This window comes from Nocardia sp. NPDC055321, from assembly GCF_053645575.1.
The window spans coordinates 27,325-46,972 of record NZ_JBSHMS010000020.1 but is presented as its reverse complement, the minus strand read 5'-3'; the positions used below and the strand labels follow the sequence as shown (position 1 = coordinate 46,972).

At 70.0% G+C, this 19,648-nt stretch carries 15 protein-coding genes and 1 pseudogene; 6 read left to right on the top strand and 10 right to left on the bottom strand.

The annotated features are described in order from the left end of the window. Positions 1–10: 10 nt before the first annotated feature. Positions 11–805: a glutaminyl-peptide cyclotransferase gene (locus ACWIGI_RS29290; protein ID WP_454205732.1), complete on the bottom strand. Its 795-nt coding sequence runs from the start codon at positions 803–805 to the stop codon at positions 11–13. Positions 806–822: 17 nt separating this feature from the next. Between ACWIGI_RS29290 and ACWIGI_RS29285 the strand changes: the two are divergent. Both ACWIGI_RS29285 and ACWIGI_RS29280 read left to right on the top strand, forming a co-directional pair. After that, positions 823–1,659: pseudogene (locus ACWIGI_RS29285) on the top strand (DUF3027 domain-containing protein); the annotation flags it as partial. Positions 1,660–2,719: 1,060 nt separating this feature from the next. Further along, the gene (locus ACWIGI_RS29280) at positions 2,720–5,902 is read left to right on the top strand and encodes a sacsin N-terminal ATP-binding-like domain-containing protein (protein WP_454205730.1); all 3,183 of its coding nucleotides are present in this window, start codon (positions 2,720–2,722) and stop codon (positions 5,900–5,902) included. Positions 5,903–5,982: 80 nt separating this feature from the next. On the opposite strand, the gene ACWIGI_RS29275 is transcribed toward ACWIGI_RS29280, so the two are convergent. Beyond that, positions 5,983–6,597, bottom strand: coding sequence for a TetR/AcrR family transcriptional regulator (locus ACWIGI_RS29275; protein WP_354984436.1), 615 nt, complete (start codon positions 6,595–6,597; stop codon positions 5,983–5,985). Between the two features lie 126 nt (positions 6,598–6,723). Between ACWIGI_RS29275 and ACWIGI_RS29270 the strand changes: the two genes are divergently transcribed. Then, positions 6,724–8,811, top strand: coding sequence for a neutral/alkaline ceramidase (locus tag ACWIGI_RS29270; RefSeq protein WP_454205728.1), 2,088 nt, complete (start codon positions 6,724–6,726; stop codon positions 8,809–8,811). On the opposite strand, the gene ACWIGI_RS29265 is transcribed toward ACWIGI_RS29270, so the two are convergent. Continuing rightward, positions 8,808–9,062 carry a DUF2530 domain-containing protein gene (locus ACWIGI_RS29265; RefSeq protein ID WP_454205726.1) on the bottom strand — a complete coding sequence of 85 codons (255 nt, stop codon included), beginning with the start codon at positions 9,060–9,062 and terminating at the stop codon, positions 8,808–8,810. The genes ACWIGI_RS29270 and ACWIGI_RS29265 overlap by 4 nt on opposite strands. A gap of 198 nt (positions 9,063–9,260) precedes the next feature. Here ACWIGI_RS29265 and ACWIGI_RS29260 point away from each other — a divergent pair, with 198 nt between their 5' ends. Next, entirely contained in the window at positions 9,261–9,698 is a 438-nt protein-coding gene (locus ACWIGI_RS29260; protein ID WP_454205724.1) for a MarR family winged helix-turn-helix transcriptional regulator, read from the top strand. A 54-nt stretch (positions 9,699–9,752) separates the two neighbouring features. Here ACWIGI_RS29260 and ACWIGI_RS29255 read toward each other — a convergent pair whose 3' ends face one another. Then, the gene (locus ACWIGI_RS29255; protein WP_454205722.1) at positions 9,753–10,151 is read right to left on the bottom strand and encodes a YccF domain-containing protein; all 399 of its coding nucleotides are present in this window, start codon (positions 10,149–10,151) and stop codon (positions 9,753–9,755) included. A gap of 218 nt (positions 10,152–10,369) precedes the next feature. Between ACWIGI_RS29255 and ACWIGI_RS29250 the strand changes: the two genes are divergently transcribed. Further along, entirely contained in the window at positions 10,370–12,055 is a 1,686-nt protein-coding gene (locus ACWIGI_RS29250; RefSeq protein ID WP_454205720.1) for a hypothetical protein, read from the top strand. A gap of 86 nt (positions 12,056–12,141) precedes the next feature. Here the strand turns inward: ACWIGI_RS29250 and ACWIGI_RS29245 are convergent, their stop codons facing one another. From ACWIGI_RS29245 to pdxH, 6 genes are all read right to left on the bottom strand, one after another. Then, a complete protein-coding gene (locus ACWIGI_RS29245; RefSeq protein WP_454205719.1) occupies positions 12,142–13,341 on the bottom strand; it encodes a GNAT family N-acetyltransferase in 1,200 nt (399 codons plus the stop codon). Between the two features lie 225 nt (positions 13,342–13,566). After that, on the bottom strand, positions 13,567–14,880 hold the full coding sequence (locus ACWIGI_RS29240) for a citrate synthase (protein ID WP_454205717.1): 1,314 nt from the start codon (positions 14,878–14,880) through the stop codon (positions 13,567–13,569). A gap of 238 nt (positions 14,881–15,118) precedes the next feature. Then, the gene (locus ACWIGI_RS29235; RefSeq protein ID WP_454205715.1) at positions 15,119–15,394 is read right to left on the bottom strand and encodes a hypothetical protein; all 276 of its coding nucleotides are present in this window, start codon (positions 15,392–15,394) and stop codon (positions 15,119–15,121) included. Between the two features lie 186 nt (positions 15,395–15,580). Continuing rightward, positions 15,581–15,856, bottom strand: coding sequence for a hypothetical protein (locus ACWIGI_RS29230; RefSeq protein WP_454205713.1), 276 nt, complete (start codon positions 15,854–15,856; stop codon positions 15,581–15,583). A gap of 115 nt (positions 15,857–15,971) precedes the next feature. Further along, on the bottom strand, positions 15,972–17,255 hold the full coding sequence (locus ACWIGI_RS29225; protein WP_454205711.1) for an MFS transporter: 1,284 nt from the start codon (positions 17,253–17,255) through the stop codon (positions 15,972–15,974). A 253-nt stretch (positions 17,256–17,508) separates the two neighbouring features. After that, complete coding sequence (gene pdxH, locus ACWIGI_RS29220) at positions 17,509–18,234, bottom strand: pyridoxamine 5'-phosphate oxidase (RefSeq protein ID WP_454205710.1); 726 nt, start codon at positions 18,232–18,234, stop codon at positions 17,509–17,511. A 101-nt stretch (positions 18,235–18,335) separates the two neighbouring features. Here pdxH and ACWIGI_RS29215 point away from each other — a divergent pair, with 101 nt between their 5' ends. Further along, positions 18,336–19,475, top strand: coding sequence for a citrate synthase 2 (locus tag ACWIGI_RS29215; protein ID WP_454205709.1), 1,140 nt, complete (start codon positions 18,336–18,338; stop codon positions 19,473–19,475). Positions 19,476–19,648 lie beyond the last annotated feature (173 nt).

Here is a 19,648-nt window from a genome sequence, read left to right as displayed (position 1 = left end):
TTCGACCCGCTCAGGCCGGGACGAACCGGACTTCGTAGCTGATGGGCCAGTTCTTTCCGGTCAGCAGGAAACGGTCGGTGCCGGGCAGGTGGGCGATGCCGTTGAGGACGTCGGTGTCGCGGGTGCGCTCGCTGTCCGGCAGCAGGCCGGAGGCGTCGATGATGTCCAGGATGTCGCCGCTGTCGGGATCGATGCGGACGATGGTCTCGGTCGGGAAGTCGTTGGCGTAGATCGAACCGTCCGGGGCGCAATCGAGTTCGTTGATGCGGGTGCCGCGGCGGCTGGTCAGGGTGACCGTGCCGGTGGGTTCGAAGGTCACCGGATCGCGGAAGGTCAGGGTGTCGCTGCCGTTGCTCATGACGATGCGGCCGTCGCGGGTGCACAGGCCCCAGCCCTCACCGTCGTAGGTGGTCCGCTTGATCTCGGCGAGCGTGGCGGGATCGCGGGCGATGGCGATCTCCTCGCGATAGGTGACCTGCCACAGCAGGTTTCCGGCGCGGGTGATGCCCTCGCCGAACAGCGGCGCCGGCAGGTCGACGCGGGCCAGCTCCTTGCCGGTGGCCAGTTCGCTGGTCCGGATGAAGGACCTGCCGGACAGCCCGGTGCCCTCGTACAGGACGGTGCCGTCGACCTCGAGCCCCTCGGTGAACGCCGCGGTGTCGTGCGGACGGGTCGAGACCACTTCGACACGCAGGCTCGGCGTGTCGCCGGGGTCGGAACATCCGGTGGTCGTGGCGGCCAAGGCCGCGGCGACAGCCACCGTGACCGGGACGCTCGCTACCGGTGCATGACGTTTGCGCTCCATACGGCAAAATGTAGGGCGTGAGCGCGGTTGGAGTTTCGGAGTCCGTTGTACGGCCGATCCTGGCGGAGGCGGTCGACCTGGCTCGCCGTGCGCTCGTGGAGCTCGAGCCGTTCGGCGTTGGCGTGCATGTCGGGGTCACGGCCGAGGGCGATTCGGCGGCCACGCACTACTTCGAGGCCACGCTGGCGGGCTATCGCGGCTGGCAGTGGGCGGTCGTGGTGGCTGCGCCCCCGGAGGCCGGGCACGTGACGGTGAGCGAATCGGCCCTGCTACCCGGGCCCGAGGCGCTGGTCGCGCCCGACTTCCTGCCGTGGGATCAGCGCATTCGCCCCGGCGACCTGGCTCCCGGCGACCTGCTCGCCCCGCCGCTGGACGATCCGCGCCTGGTGCCCGGCTACCTGGCCACCGGCGATCCCGAGATCGACGACGTGGTGCTCGAACTCGGATTCGGCCGCACGCAGGTGCTGAGCCGCGTCGGCCGCGAGGACGCCGCCGACCGCTGGTTCTCCGAGTTCGGCCCCGAGACCGACATGGCCCGCGCCGCCCCCTCGACCTGCGGCCGCTGCGGCTTCTTCGTCCCCCTGGCCGGCGCCCTGCACGCCGCCTTCGGCGTCTGCGCCAATGCCATGGGCGCCGACGGGCGCGTGGTGCACACCGCGTACGGCTGCGGTGCCCACTCCGATACCGAGCTCCCCACCGGCGCGGGCTCCCCGGCCTACGAGGCCTACGACGACGCCGCCGTCGACCTGATCCCCAATTCCGAGCTCCGCCCCGCCGCGGCGGACGCCGCTGCAACGGGCGAGACGGTCGTTGAGGGCGAGTCCGCCGCGGTCGCCACCGAGGAGTCCGCCGCGGTCGTCGAGACCGATCCGGCCGCGACCGCCGCCGAGATCGCGTCGCCCGCCGAGAATGCGGCACCATCGACCGAGACCGCCGCTGACGCTGAGACCGCACCGGCCGCGACCGCGGTGTCCGCCGAGATCGCGCAGGCAGCCGGGACGGCCGAGTCCACCCCGACCGCCGCCGACGCCCCGGAATCCGCCACTGCCGTTGCCGCCGAGGCGGATTCCGCGTCCCCCGAGCCCGCCGCCCCGCTCGAGTCGGCCCCCGAGTCCCCGGCGGTGTCCGAAGCGGTTGCCCCCGTCTCGGTTCCGGCCCCCGAGGTTCCGGCGTCCGCGTCCCCCGACGCCACCCCGGCCCTGTTCGACATCGACCCGGACTCCCGCTACGACGACGCGTGGGCCGTCACCGAGGTCAAGGTCGACGCCGATCCCACCGCACCCGAGTCGGATCCGTCCGCCGGGTAGCTCCGCCCCGACCGCGGCGCGGCCCGGATCACGGGCCGCGAGAGCCGATCCGGCCACCTGCTCGAATGCGTGGCCGCCGTTCTCCCCATCGCCGCCACGCGCGGCGTCGGCCCCGAGCATCGGACGAACATGTGTCATGGCGGCTGCGCGACACCGGATCTCCGAAGTCGGTTGCGCCTCCTACGGACTCGTTCCCCGGGTACCCACTGCCAGATTCACGAGAGGTGACGATGCGGCACGAGGCCGAGTCGCGACGCCGACATCGAGGAGCCCCATGCAGCCCGGCTCCCCGTCACCCGATCCACTCCTTCGAATCCTCGAAGGAGCCCGTGCGGGGCGTGTCGGCGGTAACGCGTGCGGCCCGGACTTCGACGTTCGGCTCAGGCACGGATCGCGCGCGGGGCATCGCGGCGAGGTGCTCGCCGGCCGCCGAGTGTGGCCGATGCGCGGGGCTGCCTAAGCCGGGGCCCAGGGCCTATCGGGCCGGTGGGCGTGGGGTCCGTGGCCGGGCCTCGGGTACCGGTCCGGCGCGTGGCGGGCGGGTTCGTGCGAGAGTTGCCGCGGTGTGCGCGGTTCGGTGTGATCTGGAGCGGAAGGGGTGCGTGGAGTGAACGGCGACAGGGGAGTGGGGGATCCGTTCGATACCGCTGCGCTGCGGGCCGGGGTGGTGGCCGCGTGGCAGGGGTCGCCGACTCGGCTGCGGGAGGACGCGGCCACCGAGGCCGACCTGGTGCGGTCCGGATACCGGGACCGGCTGCTGACCGAACTGGCGCAGAACGCCGCCGACGCGGCGGCCAAGGCCGGGGTGCCGGGGCGGGTCGCGGTCTGGCTCGAGGGGCGGGTGCTGCACGTCGCCAATACCGGTGTGGGACTGGATGTTACGGGCGTGCACGCGCTGACGGCGTTGCGTGCGTCGAACAAGTCGGCGGCCGAGCCCGCGGTGGGACGGTTCGGCGTCGGGTTCACCGCCGTGCTGACCGTGTCGGAGGAGATCGAATTTCGTTCGCGCGGCGGCTCGGTGCGGTTCTCGCGGGCCGAGACCTGGGCGCTGCTGGGCGCGCAGGGCATCGCCATCCCGGAGACCGAGGCGGAATTCGTGCCGCCCGCGCTGCGGCTGGCCTGGGCGATCGACGAGCGTCCCGCGGTCGGCTTCGACAGCGAGGTCGTGCTGCGCCTGCGCGAGGACGTGGACACCGTCGCGCTGCTCGACGCCATGCGCGCCGAGGCGGTGGATCTGCTGCTGGAGCTACCCGCGCTGACGAGTATTCGCATCGGCGACCACGAGATCGCCAGTGCGGTCACCGAACTCGACGGCGGACTCCAGGAACTGCGCGTCTCGGGCGCGGACCCGCAGACCGACGCCGACGAACGCCGCTGGTGGCAGTACCGCACCAAACACGCCCGCTGGCTGCTGCCGATCCGGGCCGGGCGCCCGGTGGCCGCGCGCCCGGACGTGCTGCGCGCGCCCACCCGCTCGGACGAGGAACTCTCCCTCCCGGCCCTGCTCATCGCCGACATTCCCATGCAGCCGGACCGCCGCCGCCTGCTGCCGGGCGCGCGCCTGGCCGACCTGGCCACCGGCTACGCCGATTTCGCCCGCGCCCTGCCGCCCGCCGACCGCCTGGTCCTGGTCCCGACCCCGGCCTTCGCCCGCAGCGAGGCCGATCACCTGCTGCGCGAGGCCCTGATAGCCGAACTGCGCGAACAGGATTGGCTGCCGGTGCTGACTGTCGAGGGACCCGCCGCCCTCGACCCGGTCTTCGCCGTCGATGCCGCCCTGGCCGCCGCGCCGGCCGGCGCCGAGCTCGGCGAGCAGAACCGCCGCGCGGGCGATACGTCGCCGGGCCACGAGACTTCCGACGACCGCGCCGGCGCGTATGCCGACGATGCAACGCATGTCGGCGACGCAACGCACGCTGACGACGCGGGGCGCGCTGACGATGTAGCGAGCGCCGACGCTGCGGGGCCGGGTGGCGCTGCGGGGCACGACGGTGCAGCGCACGACGACACCGTGCACTCCGACGACCCTTTCCTCGCCGGTGCCGACGACTTCGAGGACGACTCCTGGTCCGTGGTCAGCGGGGCCGTGCCCTCCGCCCCCACCGCCCTCGTCTCGGCCCTCACCGTCGAGCGCCCGCGCCGCGCCAGCGTATTCACCGGTGTGACAAAGGAACTGGCGGCGCTGCTCGCCGACATCGTCGGCCCGCTGGTGCTGCCGGAACTGTCCGGCCGTGCCGCCGCCGACGCGCTGTCGGTGCTGGACGTGCACCGCCTCGGGCTCGCGCGTATCGCGGAGCTCTCGGCGAGCCTCGAGCGCGAGCCGACCTGGTGGTACTCGTTCTACGACGCCCTGGAACCTTTCGTCCAGGATCCGCTCGCGGTCGAGGAACTCGGCGCGCTGGCGGTTCCCCTGGCCGACGGCCGGCTCGTGACCGGCCCGCGCACCGTGGTCCTGGACGACCAGCTGGAGAGCGCGGCCCCCGTGCACTGGGCCCGCCTGGTGCACCCCGAAGCCGCCCACGAACTCCTCGGCCGCCTCGGCGCCCGCCCCGCCACCGCCGAGGATCTGCTCAACGATCCCGGCCTGCAGGCGATCCTGGAGGACGACCCGAGCGACCCGGACACCGTCGACGCGGTGCTGAGCCTGGCCGGGCACGCCGACGCGACGCCCGGCGCGCTGCCCACCTGGCTGAGCCTCATCGAATTGCCTTCCAGCACCGGCGAATTGCTGCCCGCCGACGAGCTCCTGCTGCCCGGCGCTCCGCTGACCGCCCTGCTCGAGGACGACTCCCCGTTCGGCACCGTCGACGCCGAAACCGTTGCGCGCCACGGTGAACAGGCCCTGCGCGCGATCGGCGTCGGCTGGGGCTTCACGGTGATCGCCGAAGCCGATCCGACCGGCCCGGACCATCACCTGGACGGCGCCGAGGAATGGTGGGAGGGCCTGGCCGAGGATCCGCCGGAGCTGCGCGCGGTCCGCGATCTCGACCTGATCGACGAGGACGCGTGGCCGCGGGCGCTGGAGCTGCTGCTGTCCGATCCCGACACCCGCCCGCTGCTGGCCGACCGGGCCGGTTACACCGCCTGGTGGCTGCGCCGCTACGCCCATATCGACGGCGTCCCACTGGGTTTCCACAGACATCCCGACGACACCGACTTCGACGGCCTGCTACCCCGGCTCGACGGTTTCGGGTATCAGGACCTGATCGTGCTGCGCGCGATCCTGGCCGATCCCGAGGTGATGACCGCGCACCTGGCCGAGGAACTGCTCGACGCGCTCGCCGATCCCGCGAAAACCCCGTCGCCCGATGCTGTTTCGCACACCCACCGGCGCCTGTCCACGGCCTTGGCCGACGGCACCCTGGACGTGGAGGACCTGGATCCCCCGCAGCGGGTGCGCGCGCTGTCCGGCGCGGTGATCGACGGCGCGGACGCCCTGGTGCTGGATCGCCCGTGGTTCGGTGCGGTGCTGCCGCCCGAGCGGCTGGTGGCGGGTGACATCGAGCACGCGGAATCCCTTGCGGCCCTGCTGGATCTGCCGCTCGCCTCGCAGGCGGTCACCGCCGAGGTGCTGGGCGAGGGCCGGCACACCGACTGGGCCGCCGAACCGCTGGGTGTGCTGCTGCGCCTGCAATTCGGCGTGTCCGCGCCCACCGGCGCGCTGGTGATCCACGACGAGCTGCGGGTGCGGCTGAGCGGCGCGTACGAGGCGACGGTGGCGGTCACCCTGTGGCAGGACGGGGATGTGACCCACGCCCAGGCGCAGCCGCGCCTGATCACCGGCGCGTAGAACTGGTCCGGCGCGGGCGGCTCCGAAGAGCCACCCGCGCCGGAATGCGGTGGACGGGCCTGCGGCCCAGGGGGATTGGTTCAGGAAGCGTGCGTGCTCACCATGCCGGCGAGGACGTCGAGCTGCTCGCGGACAGCGGCGCTGTCGTTGTCCACGAGCCAGCGCAGCACGATGCCGTCGATGGTGGCCAGGACGAACCGGCTGAGCGTGCCGACGGGAACGTTCCACTGGGTGCCGGTGGCTTCGCGCGCGTGCTCGATGACATCGCCGAGCGTGGAGTCGTTGAACGTGTACTGCTCTCGGGCAATCGCGAGTTTTGCCGGAGTTTGTTCACCTTCGCGAAGTGCGTAGGTGGTGGTTTCGTACGTGAGTAGTTGGCGTTCCGGCGTGGCTTCGATGTTCAACCACATGAGTTCCAGGGCAACGCGCACCAATTTTTGAAGCGCTTCTTTTCCGGTTCCGACGTCTTGCCATACCGTTTCGTTGGCGTCGACGGAATCTCGCAATTCCATCGAAAGCGCCTTGACCAGCTCGGTCATCAGCTGGTCCTTGTTTTCGAAACAGTAATGCACCACACCGAGCGAAACACCGGCAGCCTGCGCCACATCGCGCGTGGTAACCCCTGCCACGCCCTTTTTTTCGGCAAGGCCGATGGCTGCCTCGATAAGGTGGGCCCGTCGTTCTTCGACGCTCAATCGGGAGGACACTCCAGGGAGTTAAGCGCCCGCGAAGCGCCCAGTCAATTCGCGTGCTCGGAAATCTCGCCTGGACGAATGTCCAGTTGTATGGTTCGCTCGCATCCAGGACGAGAGGAGGCGCGAATGGCGCTGTCGGACAACGGAACGGCCGGGGACGATCGGACCGGGCCGGTTTCGCGGGCGATCTCGCGCCGCACGGCGCTCGCGGGCGCGGGGGTGAGCGCGGCGGCGCTGGCCGTGGCCGCGAACCTCGCGCTGCCCCAGACCCGGGCGCACGCCGAATCCGGCGAATACCTGGTCGGAGTGGGCATTTCCGACATAACCGGACCCGCGGCCGAGTGCGGCATGATGGGCTACTCGCAGTTCGGACAGGACACCGCGGGCATCCATCTGCGCCCCCGCGTGCGCGCCTTCGTCTTCGAGGCCGACGGTCAGCGCGTGGCCTACGTGGTCGCCGACAACGGCATGATCTTCCAGTCCGTGCACAACGGCGTCATGCTCGCCCTCGCCCAGCGCTTCGGCGACCGCTACACCGAGCAGAACGTGGTGCTGACCTCCACGCACTCGCACGCGACCTGCGGCGGCGCCGCCCACGACTACGCGTACAACCTCTCGATTCTCGGATTCCAGCAGCAGGTGTTCGACATCGAGGTCGCCGCGATCGTGGAGGCCATCGCCGCCGCGGACGCCGACCTGGCCCCGGGCGAGCTCGACCTGGGTCACGGCGAACTGCACGACGCCAGCGTGAACCGCTCCAAGGTCGCCTTCGATCGCAACCCCGAGGCCGACAAGGCGTTCTTCCCCAACGGCATCGACCCGAACGTCACCGTGCTCTCGCTGCGCCGCGGCGGCCGCCCGGTCGGCGCGATCACCTGGTTCGCCACCCACAACACCTCCATGAGCAACAAGAACCGGCTCATCAGCGGCGACAACAAGGGCTACGCCTCGTACGCCTTCGAGCACACCGAGCACGGCGTGCGCTACCTCGACGGCGCCGATTTCGTGGCCGCCTTCCCACAGACCAATCCGGGTGACATCTCCCCGAACCTGAATCTGAGCCCCACCTCCGGGCCGACGGACAACGAATTCGAGAACACCCGCATCATCGGCGAGCGCCAGTACCACGCCGGCAAGTCGGCGCTGAGTTCCGCGCGGTCCATCGGCGGACCGGTCGGCAGCCTGTTCTGCTACATCGACCTCGCCGACACCGCGGTGGACGGCCGCTGGACCGACAGCGGACAGCCGCGGCACACCGCACCCGCCTGCGCGGGCGTCGCCCTGATCGCGGGCAGCATCGAGGACGGCCCGGGCCTGCCCGGCGTGCCGATCCCCGAGGGCGTGCGCAATCCGTTCGTGGACGCGCTCGGCGGCCCGAACGCGCCGGTGCCGGGCTGGCTGGCCGACGCCCAGGCGCCCAAGGCGATCGTCGCCCCGCTGGGGCTCATGCCGCCGGTGGCCTGGGTGCCGAGCGTGGTGCCGATCCAGCTGGTGCGCATCGGCGAGCTCTATCTCGCCTGTGCCGGTGCGGAATTCACCGTCGTGGCGGGGCTGCGCGTGCGCCGCACGGTGGCCGAGGCCCTGGGCGTGCCGCTGGAGCGGGTGCTCATGCAGGGCTACGCCAACTCCTACCACGAATACGTCACCACCCCCGAGGAATACGACGCCCAGCAGTACGAGGGCGGCTCGACCCTGTACGGCCGCTACACCCTGCCCGCGTACCAGCAGGAGTTCCACCGGCTGGCAACGGCTTTCGCCCAGCGCCAGGGCGTGCCGCGCGGTCCGGCGCCGCGCGACGTCTCGGGCATGCAGCCGAATCTGGTGTCACCGCCCGGTCCGGACGCCACCCCCGCGGGCGCGGCCTTCGGCGATGTCCTGACCCAGCCCGCCGCCGCCTACGCCCCTGGCGATCAGGCCGCGGTGGAGTTCGTCTCGGCGCACCCCAAGCACAACCCGCGCCGCAACGGCACCTTCCTCGAGATCCAGCGCGCCACCGGTTCCGGCTGGACCCGCGTCGCCAACGAGGGCGAATGGCCGGTCAAGTTCTACTGGAGCAAACGCGACGCCGCGGCCTCGGTGGCCCGCTTCACCTGGGACATCCCCGCGGGCACCCCCGCCGGTCGCTACCGCTTCCAGCACTTCGCCGACAACCTGACCTCCGACGGCGCCCTGCACCCCTTCTCCGGGGTCAGCGCCGAGTTCGAGGTGCGCTAGCCCTCCAGGCCCAGCTGGGCGCCCTTGTCGCCGCGGCGCGAGCCGCGGCGCTGGATGGCGAACAGGGTGTAGCCGAGCAGGCCGACGGCCATGCCCATGAGGCAGACCGGGCGGGCGGTGGCCCAGTCGTCGTTGAGGTAGACGGCGATGGTGGCGAGCAGGAAACCGAGGCTGCCGATGGCCAGGACCGGGCGCGGATCGGTGAAACGTGCGGGGATCTGGGGCACCGCGGGCGGCTCGGACTGGTTCACGGGATCCAGCCTAGAAGGTTCGGGGACCGAATGCCGGGCGGGTGCCGGGGGGTGTTCGGGGGTCGCGGGGGCGGGGGTGGGGTACCGGTCGGTACAGCGCCCGTCGGCGCGGAACGAGGCCCGGCACCGGGAGAAGGGGTGGAGCGGACCCCGCGAACCGGCGTCCCGGGCGCGGGTGGTCCCGTATCGTTTGCCTCTGTGACAACGCCTTCCGATATTCGAGCGCTCGCTGGTGAACTCTCACTGGCGGTGGTGCGCTTGACGCGGCATCTGCGGGGGAGGCGCGCCGATGCTCAGATTTCGCTGACTCAGCTCTCCGCGCTCGCGACACTCAATCGCGATGGCGCCATGACGCCCGGCGCACTGGCCGCCCGGGAGCGGGTACAGCCGCCGTCGATGACCCGGGTCATCGCGTCGCTGTCGGAAATGGATCTGGTGGAACGCAATCCGCATCCGACCGACGGCCGGCAGATCATCGTGTCGCTGTCCGAGCAGGGGCGCGCGCTCATCGCCGACGAGACCCATGCCCGGGAGGCCTGGATGACCGAGCAGCTGGGCGGGTTGACCCCGGATCAGCTCGCGGTGCTCGAACAGGCCGTGTCCATCATGAAGACCATCGTCGCCGAATCGGAGTGAGCGAGCGCGGCTCGTGCCGCGCCCGCGTCGAAACCACTTGCCGCGCGGCGGCTCTCAGGCTCCCCAGGCCCGATCGGACGGCACGATCTCGCGCCCGAGCGGGAACAGCGACACCGGGATCAGCTTGAGATTCGCCCAGGCGAAGGGGATTCCGATGATGGTGATCGCGAGCGCGATGCTGGTGAACAGGTGCCCCAGCGCCAGCCACCAGCCGGCCACCACGAGCCACACGATGTTGCCGAGCATCGACGGCACGCCCGCGCCCGGCTTCTCCACCGCTTCGCGGCCGAACGGCCACAGCACGAAGGACGCGATCCGGAAGGACGCGATGCCCCAGGGGATGGTCACGATGAGCACGCAGCAGATGAGTCCGGCGATCACGTAGCCCACCGCCATCCAGAATCCCACCAGGACTAGCCACAGGATGTTCAGAATCAGCTGGATCGGCTTCACGCCTCCAGCATGCCAGCGCGCCGCGCTGCCGACCACCGGGAAAACCCTGAATTCGTCGGTGGCGGCGCTGACGGGGGTGGATCGGAAAGCCCGGGGATCCCCCGATCGGGGCCGAGGCAGCCTCGCGCCGGTGTTAATCTTCGGCTATTCATTGAATATTGACTGCTCTATCGCAAATGGCGTGTGCACATGACTGTCCACATGAACAGGAGCAATGAATGAGCAAATATTCTCGGTGGGGTGCGGGCGCGGCGGCGCTGGCGCTGGCCGCGACGGGCGCGCTGAGCGGCTGCGGCAACGAGAGCGATTCCAATTCCTCCGATGCCCGGACCTCCGATCGCACCACGACCACCGGCGCGGCCGCGGCGTCGCCCGGATCCACCGCGCCGCGCAATCCCTACCTGGCGGCCGACAGATACGCCATCACCCACCTGGACTCCGCCCAGTCGGACAGCTTCCCGGATCCCATCCCGCGCGGCACCTTCACCATCGACCCGGCCGTCATGCCGCGGGTGCCGGTCGGCCCGGTCAACATCATGACCCTGGCCTCGACCGACAAGGACTACCGCTGGATCTCCTCCACCCAGGGCGTGCGCTACGTCGACGTCTCCGACGGCGGCTTCCGGCAGGTCGCCGGGCTGGACACCCCCGGCAGTGCGCCGATCTCCGAGCAGGCGCTGGATCAGGTTCTCGATCAGCGGTTCACCGATGTCGAGCAGATCGAGAGCGCGGTCCAGCAGGACTGGAAGGTGGATTGGACGCGGATCGCCAACGGCGTCTACGGCATGGTCGACCGGGACAACCGCGTCTACTACAACACCTTCGACTCCCAGCTCTACATCTTCGGGCTGCGGGACAAGGACAAGCCCGAGGACGGCATCGAGGTCGTGAAACACCTCGATCTGAAGCCGTTCCTGGGGTCGGGGCAGACCACCCTGGGTATGTCGGAGAACGTCGTCGGCGTGAGCATGACCTACGACGGCCACGTGGTCGTGGCCTCCTCACGCGGGCTGCTGCTGTTCGACCGAGCGCTGGAGAACGAGCCGAAGCAGGTGCGGTTCTCCGACGACGAGACCATCTCGAACTCGATGGCCAACGACGAGGACGGCGGGATCTACGTCGCCAGCGACAAGTTCATGCACAAGGTGGTGTGGACGGGCAGCGAGCTGTCCACGAAGGAGAGCGACGGCGCGTGGTCCGCGCCCTACGACTTCGGGGAGCAGCCGCCCGCGGTGAAGTTCGGGATCGGCACCGGTTCGACGCCGACCCTCATGGGCTTCGGAGAGGGCGAGGACGAACTGGTGGTGATCACCGACGGCGCGAACCGGATGAAACTGGTCGCGTTCTGGCGCAACAAGATTCCCGACGGCTTCCAGAAGAAGGCGGGGACGAAGTCGAACCGGATCGCCGATCAGATCGCGGTCACCGCCGGGCTGCCGGAACCGCTGCCCGAGTTCGTGCAGTCCGAGCAGTCGGTGGTGGTGAACGGGTACGGCGCGTTCGTCGTGCAGAACATCGGCGACGGCGGCTCCCAGGACCGGCTCATCGACGTGCTGGCCAACGGCCCGGTCGACGCGCCGCCGCACGGCATGCAGCGCTTCGAATGGGATCCGGCGGCGGACAAGTGGAACTCGGTGTGGACGCGCGGTGACGTGGTGTCCACCTCCATGGTTCCGGCGGTATCGAGTTCGGCGGGCGTCGTTTTCGTGAACGGGTACTCCGCCGCCGACGGCTGGGAGGTCACCGGCCTGGACTGGAAGACCGGGGAAACGGTGCACCGCACCATCTTCGGTCAATCCAACCTGGGCAACGGCGCCTACGCGATCGTCGAGGGCCTGCCCAACGGCGACCTGCTGTTCAACAGCATCGGCGGGCCGTTCCGCGCGAAGATCGCGGACGAGTAGCGGGCGAGACGAGAACGGAAACGGCCGGGCGGCAGTCACTTTGCCGCCCGGCCGTCGTACGGTCCGGAGTCTTCACCCCACCCGGATCAGAAGAACCAGCCGAGTTCCGCGTCCCGATCGGTGGTCAGCGCCCGGTCGAACGCGGCCAGTCGTTCGGCGTCCTTGGCCTGGATCCGGTTGGCGGTGGCCAGGACCCGGGCCCGGTGCGCGCCCAGGTACAGGCTGCCGAGGGTGTCGATGCTCAGCTCGATATCGGCCGGGCGCGTGGTCGGCTCGCACTCGGCCACCCCGTCGCGCACCCGCAGCGCGAACGTCCCGCCCGCCTCGCGGAACGAATCCTCCACGCCCAGCACCACATCCAGGTTCCCGGTGTAGGTCCGTGCGGTGAGCGCGGTGGGAACGTCCATGACGCGCAGCCAGAGCCCGTCGTAGCGGCTCTTGACGCGCACCAGGCGGGGATCGGTCAGCAGGTAGGGGAGCGGGTCGTCATCGGTGAGCGAGGCCTCGATCCGGTCGGTCAGATCCAGGCTCAGCAGCACGCGCCACAGCGCGATGTGCGCCTCGGTGGTGACCGCGCGCAATTCCGCGACGGTGGTGACGTTCTCGTGTTCGCCCCACTTGCGGCGGTAGAGCGCGTAGCCGTCCGGATGGGTCAGCACGAACAGGGTCGAGGCCCCGTCGCGATAGCGGTCGGGGTCGGCGAACCAGATGTTCCAGTTGGCGTCGGGGCGGTCCTGCCCGCCGGGCACCAGCCGCCGCCAGCGGTCGTACACCTCGCGCACATGGTCCTTGGACGCGTCCACCGTCGCCAGCCGCACCCCGCCGGGATCGGGTGTGGTGGAGCGGAATTCGGCCCGGTGCCGGTCGATGGACACCTCGTTCATCGCGGTGGCGGGGCCGTAGCCGAAGCGGCCGTAGATGGTGCCCTCGCTGGCGGTGAAGATGGTCAGCGGCAGGCCCTCGGCCTCGGTGCGCGCGTGCTGTTCGGTGTAGAGCGAGCGCAGGATGCCGCGCCGGCGGTGCGTGGGGGCGACCGTGACCGAGGAGACGCCCGCGGCCTGGACGGTGGCCTCGCCGGGCACGGTGACCGTCATGACGCGGTCCACGGTGTGTCCCACGATCTGCCCGTCGTCGACGGCGACGATCGCGCGTTCGATGGGGAAGATGCCGGGGATGTTCTCGATCTCGGGTGGGTCGTAGCGCATGCCGAAGCAGATCTCGGCCAGTTGCACGATCGCGGGGAAGTCGTTCTCGGTGGCAGAGCGCAGAATGATGTTCGATGCCATGACCGAACCATCCCATGAATTCGGGGTCGTCCGCATTCGGTTTTTACTGAGAATCGGGCCGTGCCCCGTAAAGATCGCGGAGACTCGGGTGGCGGCCCGCTGTGTCGGTCGCTGCCGGTCGTACTCGCGCAGGTCAGGCGGCTCCCGAAGATCATCGGGGACGGCCTACGCGACGAACCCGCCCCCGGAATTCCAGGGACGGGTTCGTGAGCGTGTTACCGCTGTTTACCGCTCGTTGATGCCGATGTAGTCGCGCTCTTCGTAGCCGGTGTAGATCTGGCGCGGGCGGCCGATCTTGAGCGGCTCGGAGTGCATCTCGCGCCAGTGGGCGATCCAGCCCGGCAGGCGGCCCATGGCGAACAGCACGGTGAACATGCGGGTCGGGAAGCCCATGGCGCGGTAGATGACGCCGGTGTAGAAGTCGACGTTCGGGTACAGGCGACGCTCGATGAAGTACTCGTCGGTGAGGGCGGCCTCTTCGAGGGCCTTGGCGATGTCCAGCAGCTGGTCGTCGCCGCCGATCTTGGCCAGGATGGTGTCCGCGACCTGCTTGACCAGCGCGGCGCGCGGGTCGTAGTTGCGGTAGACGCGGTGCCCGAAGCCCATGAGCTTCACGCCGTCTTCCTTGTTCTTGACCTTGCGGACGAACTCCTTGACGTCGCCGCCGTTCGCCTTGATCTCGTCGAGCATCTCGAGCACGGCCTGGTTCGCGCCGCCGTGCAGCGGGCCCCAGAGCGCGTTGATGCCGCCGGAGACGGAGGTGAACAGGTTGGCGTCGGACGAACCGACAAGGCGCACAGTCGAAGTCGAGCAGTTCTGCTCGTGGTCGGCGTGCAGGATGAGCAGCATGTCCAGGGCCGCGGCGACCTCGGGGTCGACCTCGTACGGCTCGGCCGGGAAGCCGAAGGTCATGCGCAGGAAGTTCTCGACCAGGCTCAGCGAGTTGTCCGGGTACAGGAAGGGCTGGCCGACCGACTTCTTGTAGGCGTAGGCCGCGATGGTGGGCAGCTTGGCCAGGAGTCTGATGGTGGACAGCTCGACCTGCTCGGGATCGCGGGGATCGAGCGAGTCCTGGTAGTACGCGGACAGCGCGTTCACCGCCGAGGACAGCACCGGCATCGGGTGCGCGTTGCGCGGGAAGCCGTCGAAGAACCGCTTGAGGTCCTCGTGCAGCAGGGTGTGCCGGCGAATGCGGTTGGTGAAGTCGTCCAGCTGGGCCGGGGTCGGCAGCTCGCCGTAGATGAGCAGGTAGCTGACCTCGATGAAGGTCGACTTGCCCGCCAGCTGCTCGATCGGGTAGCCGCGGTACCGCAGGATGCCGGCCTCACCGTCGATGTAGGTGATGGCGGACTTGGTCGCCGCGGTGTTCATGAAGCCGGGGTCGTAGGTCACGAACCCGGTGCTGGCCAGCAGCTTGCCCAGGTCGATCCCGTCGTTGCCCTCGACCGCCTTGGTGACGGTCATCGGGTACTCGCCACCGGGGTAGGACAACACCGGCTTGGCGTCTGCGTCGACGTTGATGATGTTCTCAGCGGGCACGGAAGGATCCCTCTCAGGCTTGAAACCATAGGCATCGGACGCGGATGGCGACGACGCGCTTGGTTCAACGCTAGTCGCTGTCCAGTACGCCCGAGTAATGAGGGTGGTCAATAACTACCTCACAGTCGCCTCGTTCGGACGTGAGGTGCGGTGCGGTCATGTGGTATCCGCATGAACCGCCCCCTCCCCATGATCAACCGCGCTGATCACCGCACCCGGGCGTGTCTCCCGGCGCTCGTCACCGCGCGGGCTTGTCGCCCCCGCCGTGGCCCTTGTCGCCACCCTCCTGTGCGGGCTGGTCGGACGAGGTGCAGGGCTGCCCGTAGACGCACGGAGCGGCCTTGTCGCCGCCCTCGGAGCCCGGCGAGTTGTCCGCATCGGACGCGGGCGCGCCGCGGTACTCGAGCCACGAGTGATCGGGCGTGACGGCGGCCGCGGTGCCCACGCCGTAGGCGGCGAAGCAGAGTGCGATCGCGGCGAGGATCCCGGCGATGACAGTGGCGATGGTGCGCATGATTTCCCTCCCTGGTGAAACGGCTGAACTCGGTCCCTGCTGGACCGGATCGAGCCTAGGAAGACCAGGCCGCGGCGTCCCCTCGCATCGCTCCGATTCCGGTATCGCCGCAGGTGGAAAGGGTGGACCGGTTGTCCGGTCCGGATGCCGGATGCCCCGGACCGGCTCGGCTCGCGGGTGTCCGGCTCAGATGCGCCCGCCCTGAACACTCGGGCCGCCGTTGGAGTTGGGCGTGGTGCGGCCCCGGTCCTGCCCGCCCTTCTGGTTCGCGCACGAATTCTTGGTGCTGCACCCGGTGCCGCCGCCGCGTCCGCCGCCCTGCGGCTTCGCGCCGACGACCTCGTCGACCTGCGAGGTGACGGGTGCGGCCGGTGCGGTGTCCATGGCGCTGATCCCGAACCCACCGAGTCCGATAGCGACTACGGCTACCGCTCCGGCGGTGGCCTTGGCGATGGTGCGCATGTTTCCCCCTGCTGAATTCTTTTGCTGTGCAGTCCTTTTCGGACATGAACAACAATAGGTAAGGGGGCTTGCCGTTCGCTTTCGATCTGCTAGCGACCCCGCCGCGCCGCGGTGGTCAGGAAGCCTGAACCTCGGAATGGGCGCGGGCCACGCGGTATCGGATGAACGCCGGGAAGACCAGGGCCGCGACCACCATGCCGATCACCACCAGGACACCGCCGCCGGCCGCTGCGGCAGCAGTACCCACCGCGGCGGCCGCGAAACCGTGCGCAACATCACCGATGCGAGGGCCGCCGGCCACCACCACGATGAACACGCCCTGGAGGCGGCCGCGCATCTCGTCGGTCGCCACCGACTGCAGCATCGTGGTGCGCAGGGCCGCGGAGAACATGTCGACCGCACCGCCGAAGGCCAGGCAGGCGAACGCGATCCAGAGCGCGACCGTCACCGTCAGGCCGTGGCCCGCCGCGCCCACGGCGACGCCGAAGCCGACCATCGCCAGGCCCCACAGCACGATGAGCCACACCACCGCCAGGCCCTGGCGGCGAATGCGGGTGAGCCAGCCGGAGAACACCCCGCCCAGCACCGCGCCCACCGACATGGCCGCGAACAGCAGGCCCAGCGCGTGCCCGCTGCTCTCGGTGTCGCCGAAACTGTCCTGCGCCATCTCCGGGAACAGCGCGCGCGGCATGCCGAAGACCATCGCCACCACGTCGACGGCGAAGGAGGCCAGCAGGATTCGCTGGGTGGCCAGGTAGACGAAGCCGTCGGCGACCTCGCGCAGCCCGGCGCGGCGGGCCTCGCCGGTGGGCGGGATCGGGGGCAGCTTCCAGGTGGCCCACAGCGTCGCCAGCAGCGCGAGCGCGTCGAGCAGGTACAGCGTGGCCAGGCCGCTGAGCGGAATCATCATGCCCGCCATGACCGGACCGGCGATGGCGCCGAACTGCATGACCGTCATGGACAGCGAATTGGCCGCCGGCAGTTGCGCTTCGGGCAGCAGCCGCGGATAGATGGCGGCGCGGGCGGGCTGATTGACCGCGAAGAACGCCTGCTGCACCGAGAACAGGCCGAGGATCAGCCACACGTTGTTCAGCTCGGCCGCGGCCTGGGCCCAGAACGCCAGCGCGGTCAGCCCGGTGCCCGCGCCGGTGATGAGCAGCAGCTTGCGCCGGTCCATCACATCGGCCAGTGCGCCGCCCCAGAGGCCGAAGACCACCAGCGGCACCAGGCCGAAGAGTCCGGCCAGGCCGACGTACGAGGAGCTGTGGGTGATGTCGTAGAGCTGTTTGGGCACCGCCACCACCGATAGCTGCGCGCCGATGACGGTGACCACGCCGGTGGTCCACAACCGCCGGAAGTCCGGGTTGCGCAGGGGAGTGATATCGGCGAGCAGTTTCACCGGCGTGAGAGTAGCGGCGGAAAACCGCTGGCGGCTAGGGCTTTAGGGAGAAACATCCCATCATTTGGACGTGATTCATCCCACGAGTTATTACCTTGTCGAACCGCGCCTTCGATGCGGTCGCACGGCCCCGGCGACCGGTTCGGCATCCCGGCCGCCCACCCCGGACGCACAGCCGCCGGGCCCGCAGGCATCGGCGCGGGGTTCTCCGGGTCCGCGGCCCGGGGCGCAGCTACCTCCACTGCCTCCTCGTTCAGGGCTGCAGCCGCTCGACTTTCATGGCCGCGACGTCGGTGTTCCCCGGCTCCAGGGTGACCCGCAGCCGGTTGTGCATCCGGCTGCGCCGCCCCTGCCAGAACTCCAGGTACTCCGGTCGAATCTGGAACCCGCCCCACCGCGGCGGCACCGGAATCGATTCCACGCTCTCGAATCGGGCCGCGGTGTCGAGCAGCCGCTGATCCAGCTCCGCGCGCGAGGCGATGGTCCGGGACTGCTCCGAGGCCCACGCCCCCAGCTGCGATCCGCGCGGGCGCGAGCGCCAGTACACCTCGGTGACCTCCGGCGCGACCCGGTGCACCGGCCCGCGGACCGTCACCTGCCTGCCCAGCGCGGGCCAGGCGAAGGTGGCCGAGGCGTACGGCGTCGCGATGAGTTGACGGCCCTTGGCGGAATCGTAATTCGTGTAAAAAGTCACACCCTCGGGCGAGAGTCCCTTGCACAGCACGGTGCGCGACGCCGGCCGCGGACCCGCGTCGGTGAGCTCGACGGTGGCGATCACCATGGCGTTGGGATCGGTCACGCCCGCCCCCGTCGCGTGCTCGATCCAATTGCGCAGCAACGGTTCCCAGCCGTGCGCGAGCCAGCTCTCGTCGAGGTCGGTTTCCGGGCCCGGATGATTGTCCCCGGCGTCCACCCCGTACTCCACCCGCAGGGCCGAGAGATCGAGGTCGGGAGTGGCGTAATTCTCCTGGTCGGGCATGGGCCAGACGTTACTCCCGAGTAATCCTCGCGTTAAGGTCTAGGGGATCGGCGTGGTCGCCCAGCGATCGGGTGACCCGACTTTGCAAGGAGAGTCACAACATGACTGCCAGCGCTGCGGCCAGCCCTGTCATCCCCGCTGATTTCGTCAGCGGCCTCGAAGGCGTGGTGGCGTTCACCACCGACATCGCCGAACCGGACAAGGATGGCGGCGCGCTGCGCTACCGCGGCGTCGACATCGAGGACCTGGTCGCGAACCGGGTCACCTTCGGTGACGTGTGGTCGCTCCTGGTCGACGGCGAGTTCGGCCACGGCCTCCCGCCCGCCGAGCCCTTCCCGCTGCCGATCCACACCGGCGACGTCCGCGTCGACGTGCAGGCCGGTCTGGCCATGCTCGCCCCCATCTGGGGCTACCAGCCGCTGCTGGACATCGACGACGAGACCGCCCGCGACAACCTCGCGCGCGCCTCGGTCATGGCGCTGTCGTACGTCGCGCAGTCCGCGCGCGGCATCTACCAGCCGGCCGTGCCGCAGAAGCAGATCGACGAGTGCACCACCATCACCGAGCGGTTCATGACCCGCTGGAAGGGTGACCCGGACCCCAAGCACACCGAGGCCATCGACGCCTACTGGGTATCGGCCGCCGAGCACGGCATGAACGCCTCCACCTTCACCGCCCGCGTCATCGCCTCCACCGGCGCCGACGTGGCCGCCTCGCTGTCCGGCGCCATCGGCGCCATGTCGGGCCCGCTGCACGGCGGCGCCCCGGCCCGCGTGCTCCCGATGATCGAGGCCGTCGAGAAGTCGGGCGACGCCCGGGCACTGGTCAAGGGCATCCTGGACCGCAAGGAGAAGCTCATGGGCTTCGGGCACCGGGTCTACCGGGCCGAGGACCCGCGTGCCCGCGTGCTGCGCGCCACCGCCCAGCGCCTGGACGCCCCGCGTTTCGAGGTCGCCGCCGCGCTGGAGCAGGCCGCCCTGGCCGAACTGCGTGAGCGTCGTCCCGATCGCGCCATCGAGACCAACGTCGAGTTCTGGGCCGCGGTCATCCTGGACTTCGCCGAGGTGCCGGCGCACATGATGCCCGCCATGTTCACCTGCGGCCGCACCGCGGGCTGGTGCGCGCACATCCTGGAGCAGAAGAAGCTCGGCAAGCTGGTCCGCCCGGCCGCCATCTACACCGGCCCGGCCCCGCGCCTGCCCGAGACCGTGGTCGGCTGGGAGACCGTCGTCCGCAAGTGATGTCCGCGCGCGAGTGTCACCCGGCCCCGGGTGACGCCGGGCGGGACCTGCCAGGGTTCCCGTAAGCATCGTTCTCCCAATACAAGTCGTGGGGGGGGGGGGGGGGGGAGGGCAGGCCCCCCAGATGGTGGGGGGGGGGGGGGACAAAAAAGGGGAAGAAAACCACCTCTAAA

What these genes read in the sequence shown, in the direction of transcription:
- ACWIGI_RS29270 (WP_454205728.1), top strand. Translation starts at nt 6,724, where the DNA reads ATGGCGCTGTCGGACAACGGAACGGCCGGGGACGATCGGACCGGGCCG.
- ACWIGI_RS29215 (WP_454205709.1), top strand. Translation starts at nt 18,336, where the DNA reads ATGACTGCCAGCGCTGCGGCCAGCCCTGTCATCCCCGCTGATTTCGTC.
- ACWIGI_RS29245 (WP_454205719.1), bottom strand. Translation starts at nt 13,341, where the DNA reads ATGGCATCGAACATCATTCTGCGCTCTGCCACCGAGAACGACTTCCCC.
- ACWIGI_RS29290 (WP_454205732.1), bottom strand. Translation starts at nt 805, where the DNA reads ATGGAGCGCAAACGTCATGCACCGGTAGCGAGCGTCCCGGTCACGGTG.
- ACWIGI_RS29230 (WP_454205713.1), bottom strand. Translation starts at nt 15,856, where the DNA reads ATGCGCACCATCGCCAAGGCCACCGCCGGAGCGGTAGCCGTAGTCGCT.
- ACWIGI_RS29250 (WP_454205720.1), top strand. Translation starts at nt 10,370, where the DNA reads ATGAGCAAATATTCTCGGTGGGGTGCGGGCGCGGCGGCGCTGGCGCTG.
- pdxH (WP_454205710.1), bottom strand. Translation starts at nt 18,234, where the DNA reads ATGCCCGACCAGGAGAATTACGCCACTCCCGACCTCGATCTCTCGGCC.
- ACWIGI_RS29235 (WP_454205715.1), bottom strand. Translation starts at nt 15,394, where the DNA reads ATGCGCACCATCGCCACTGTCATCGCCGGGATCCTCGCCGCGATCGCA.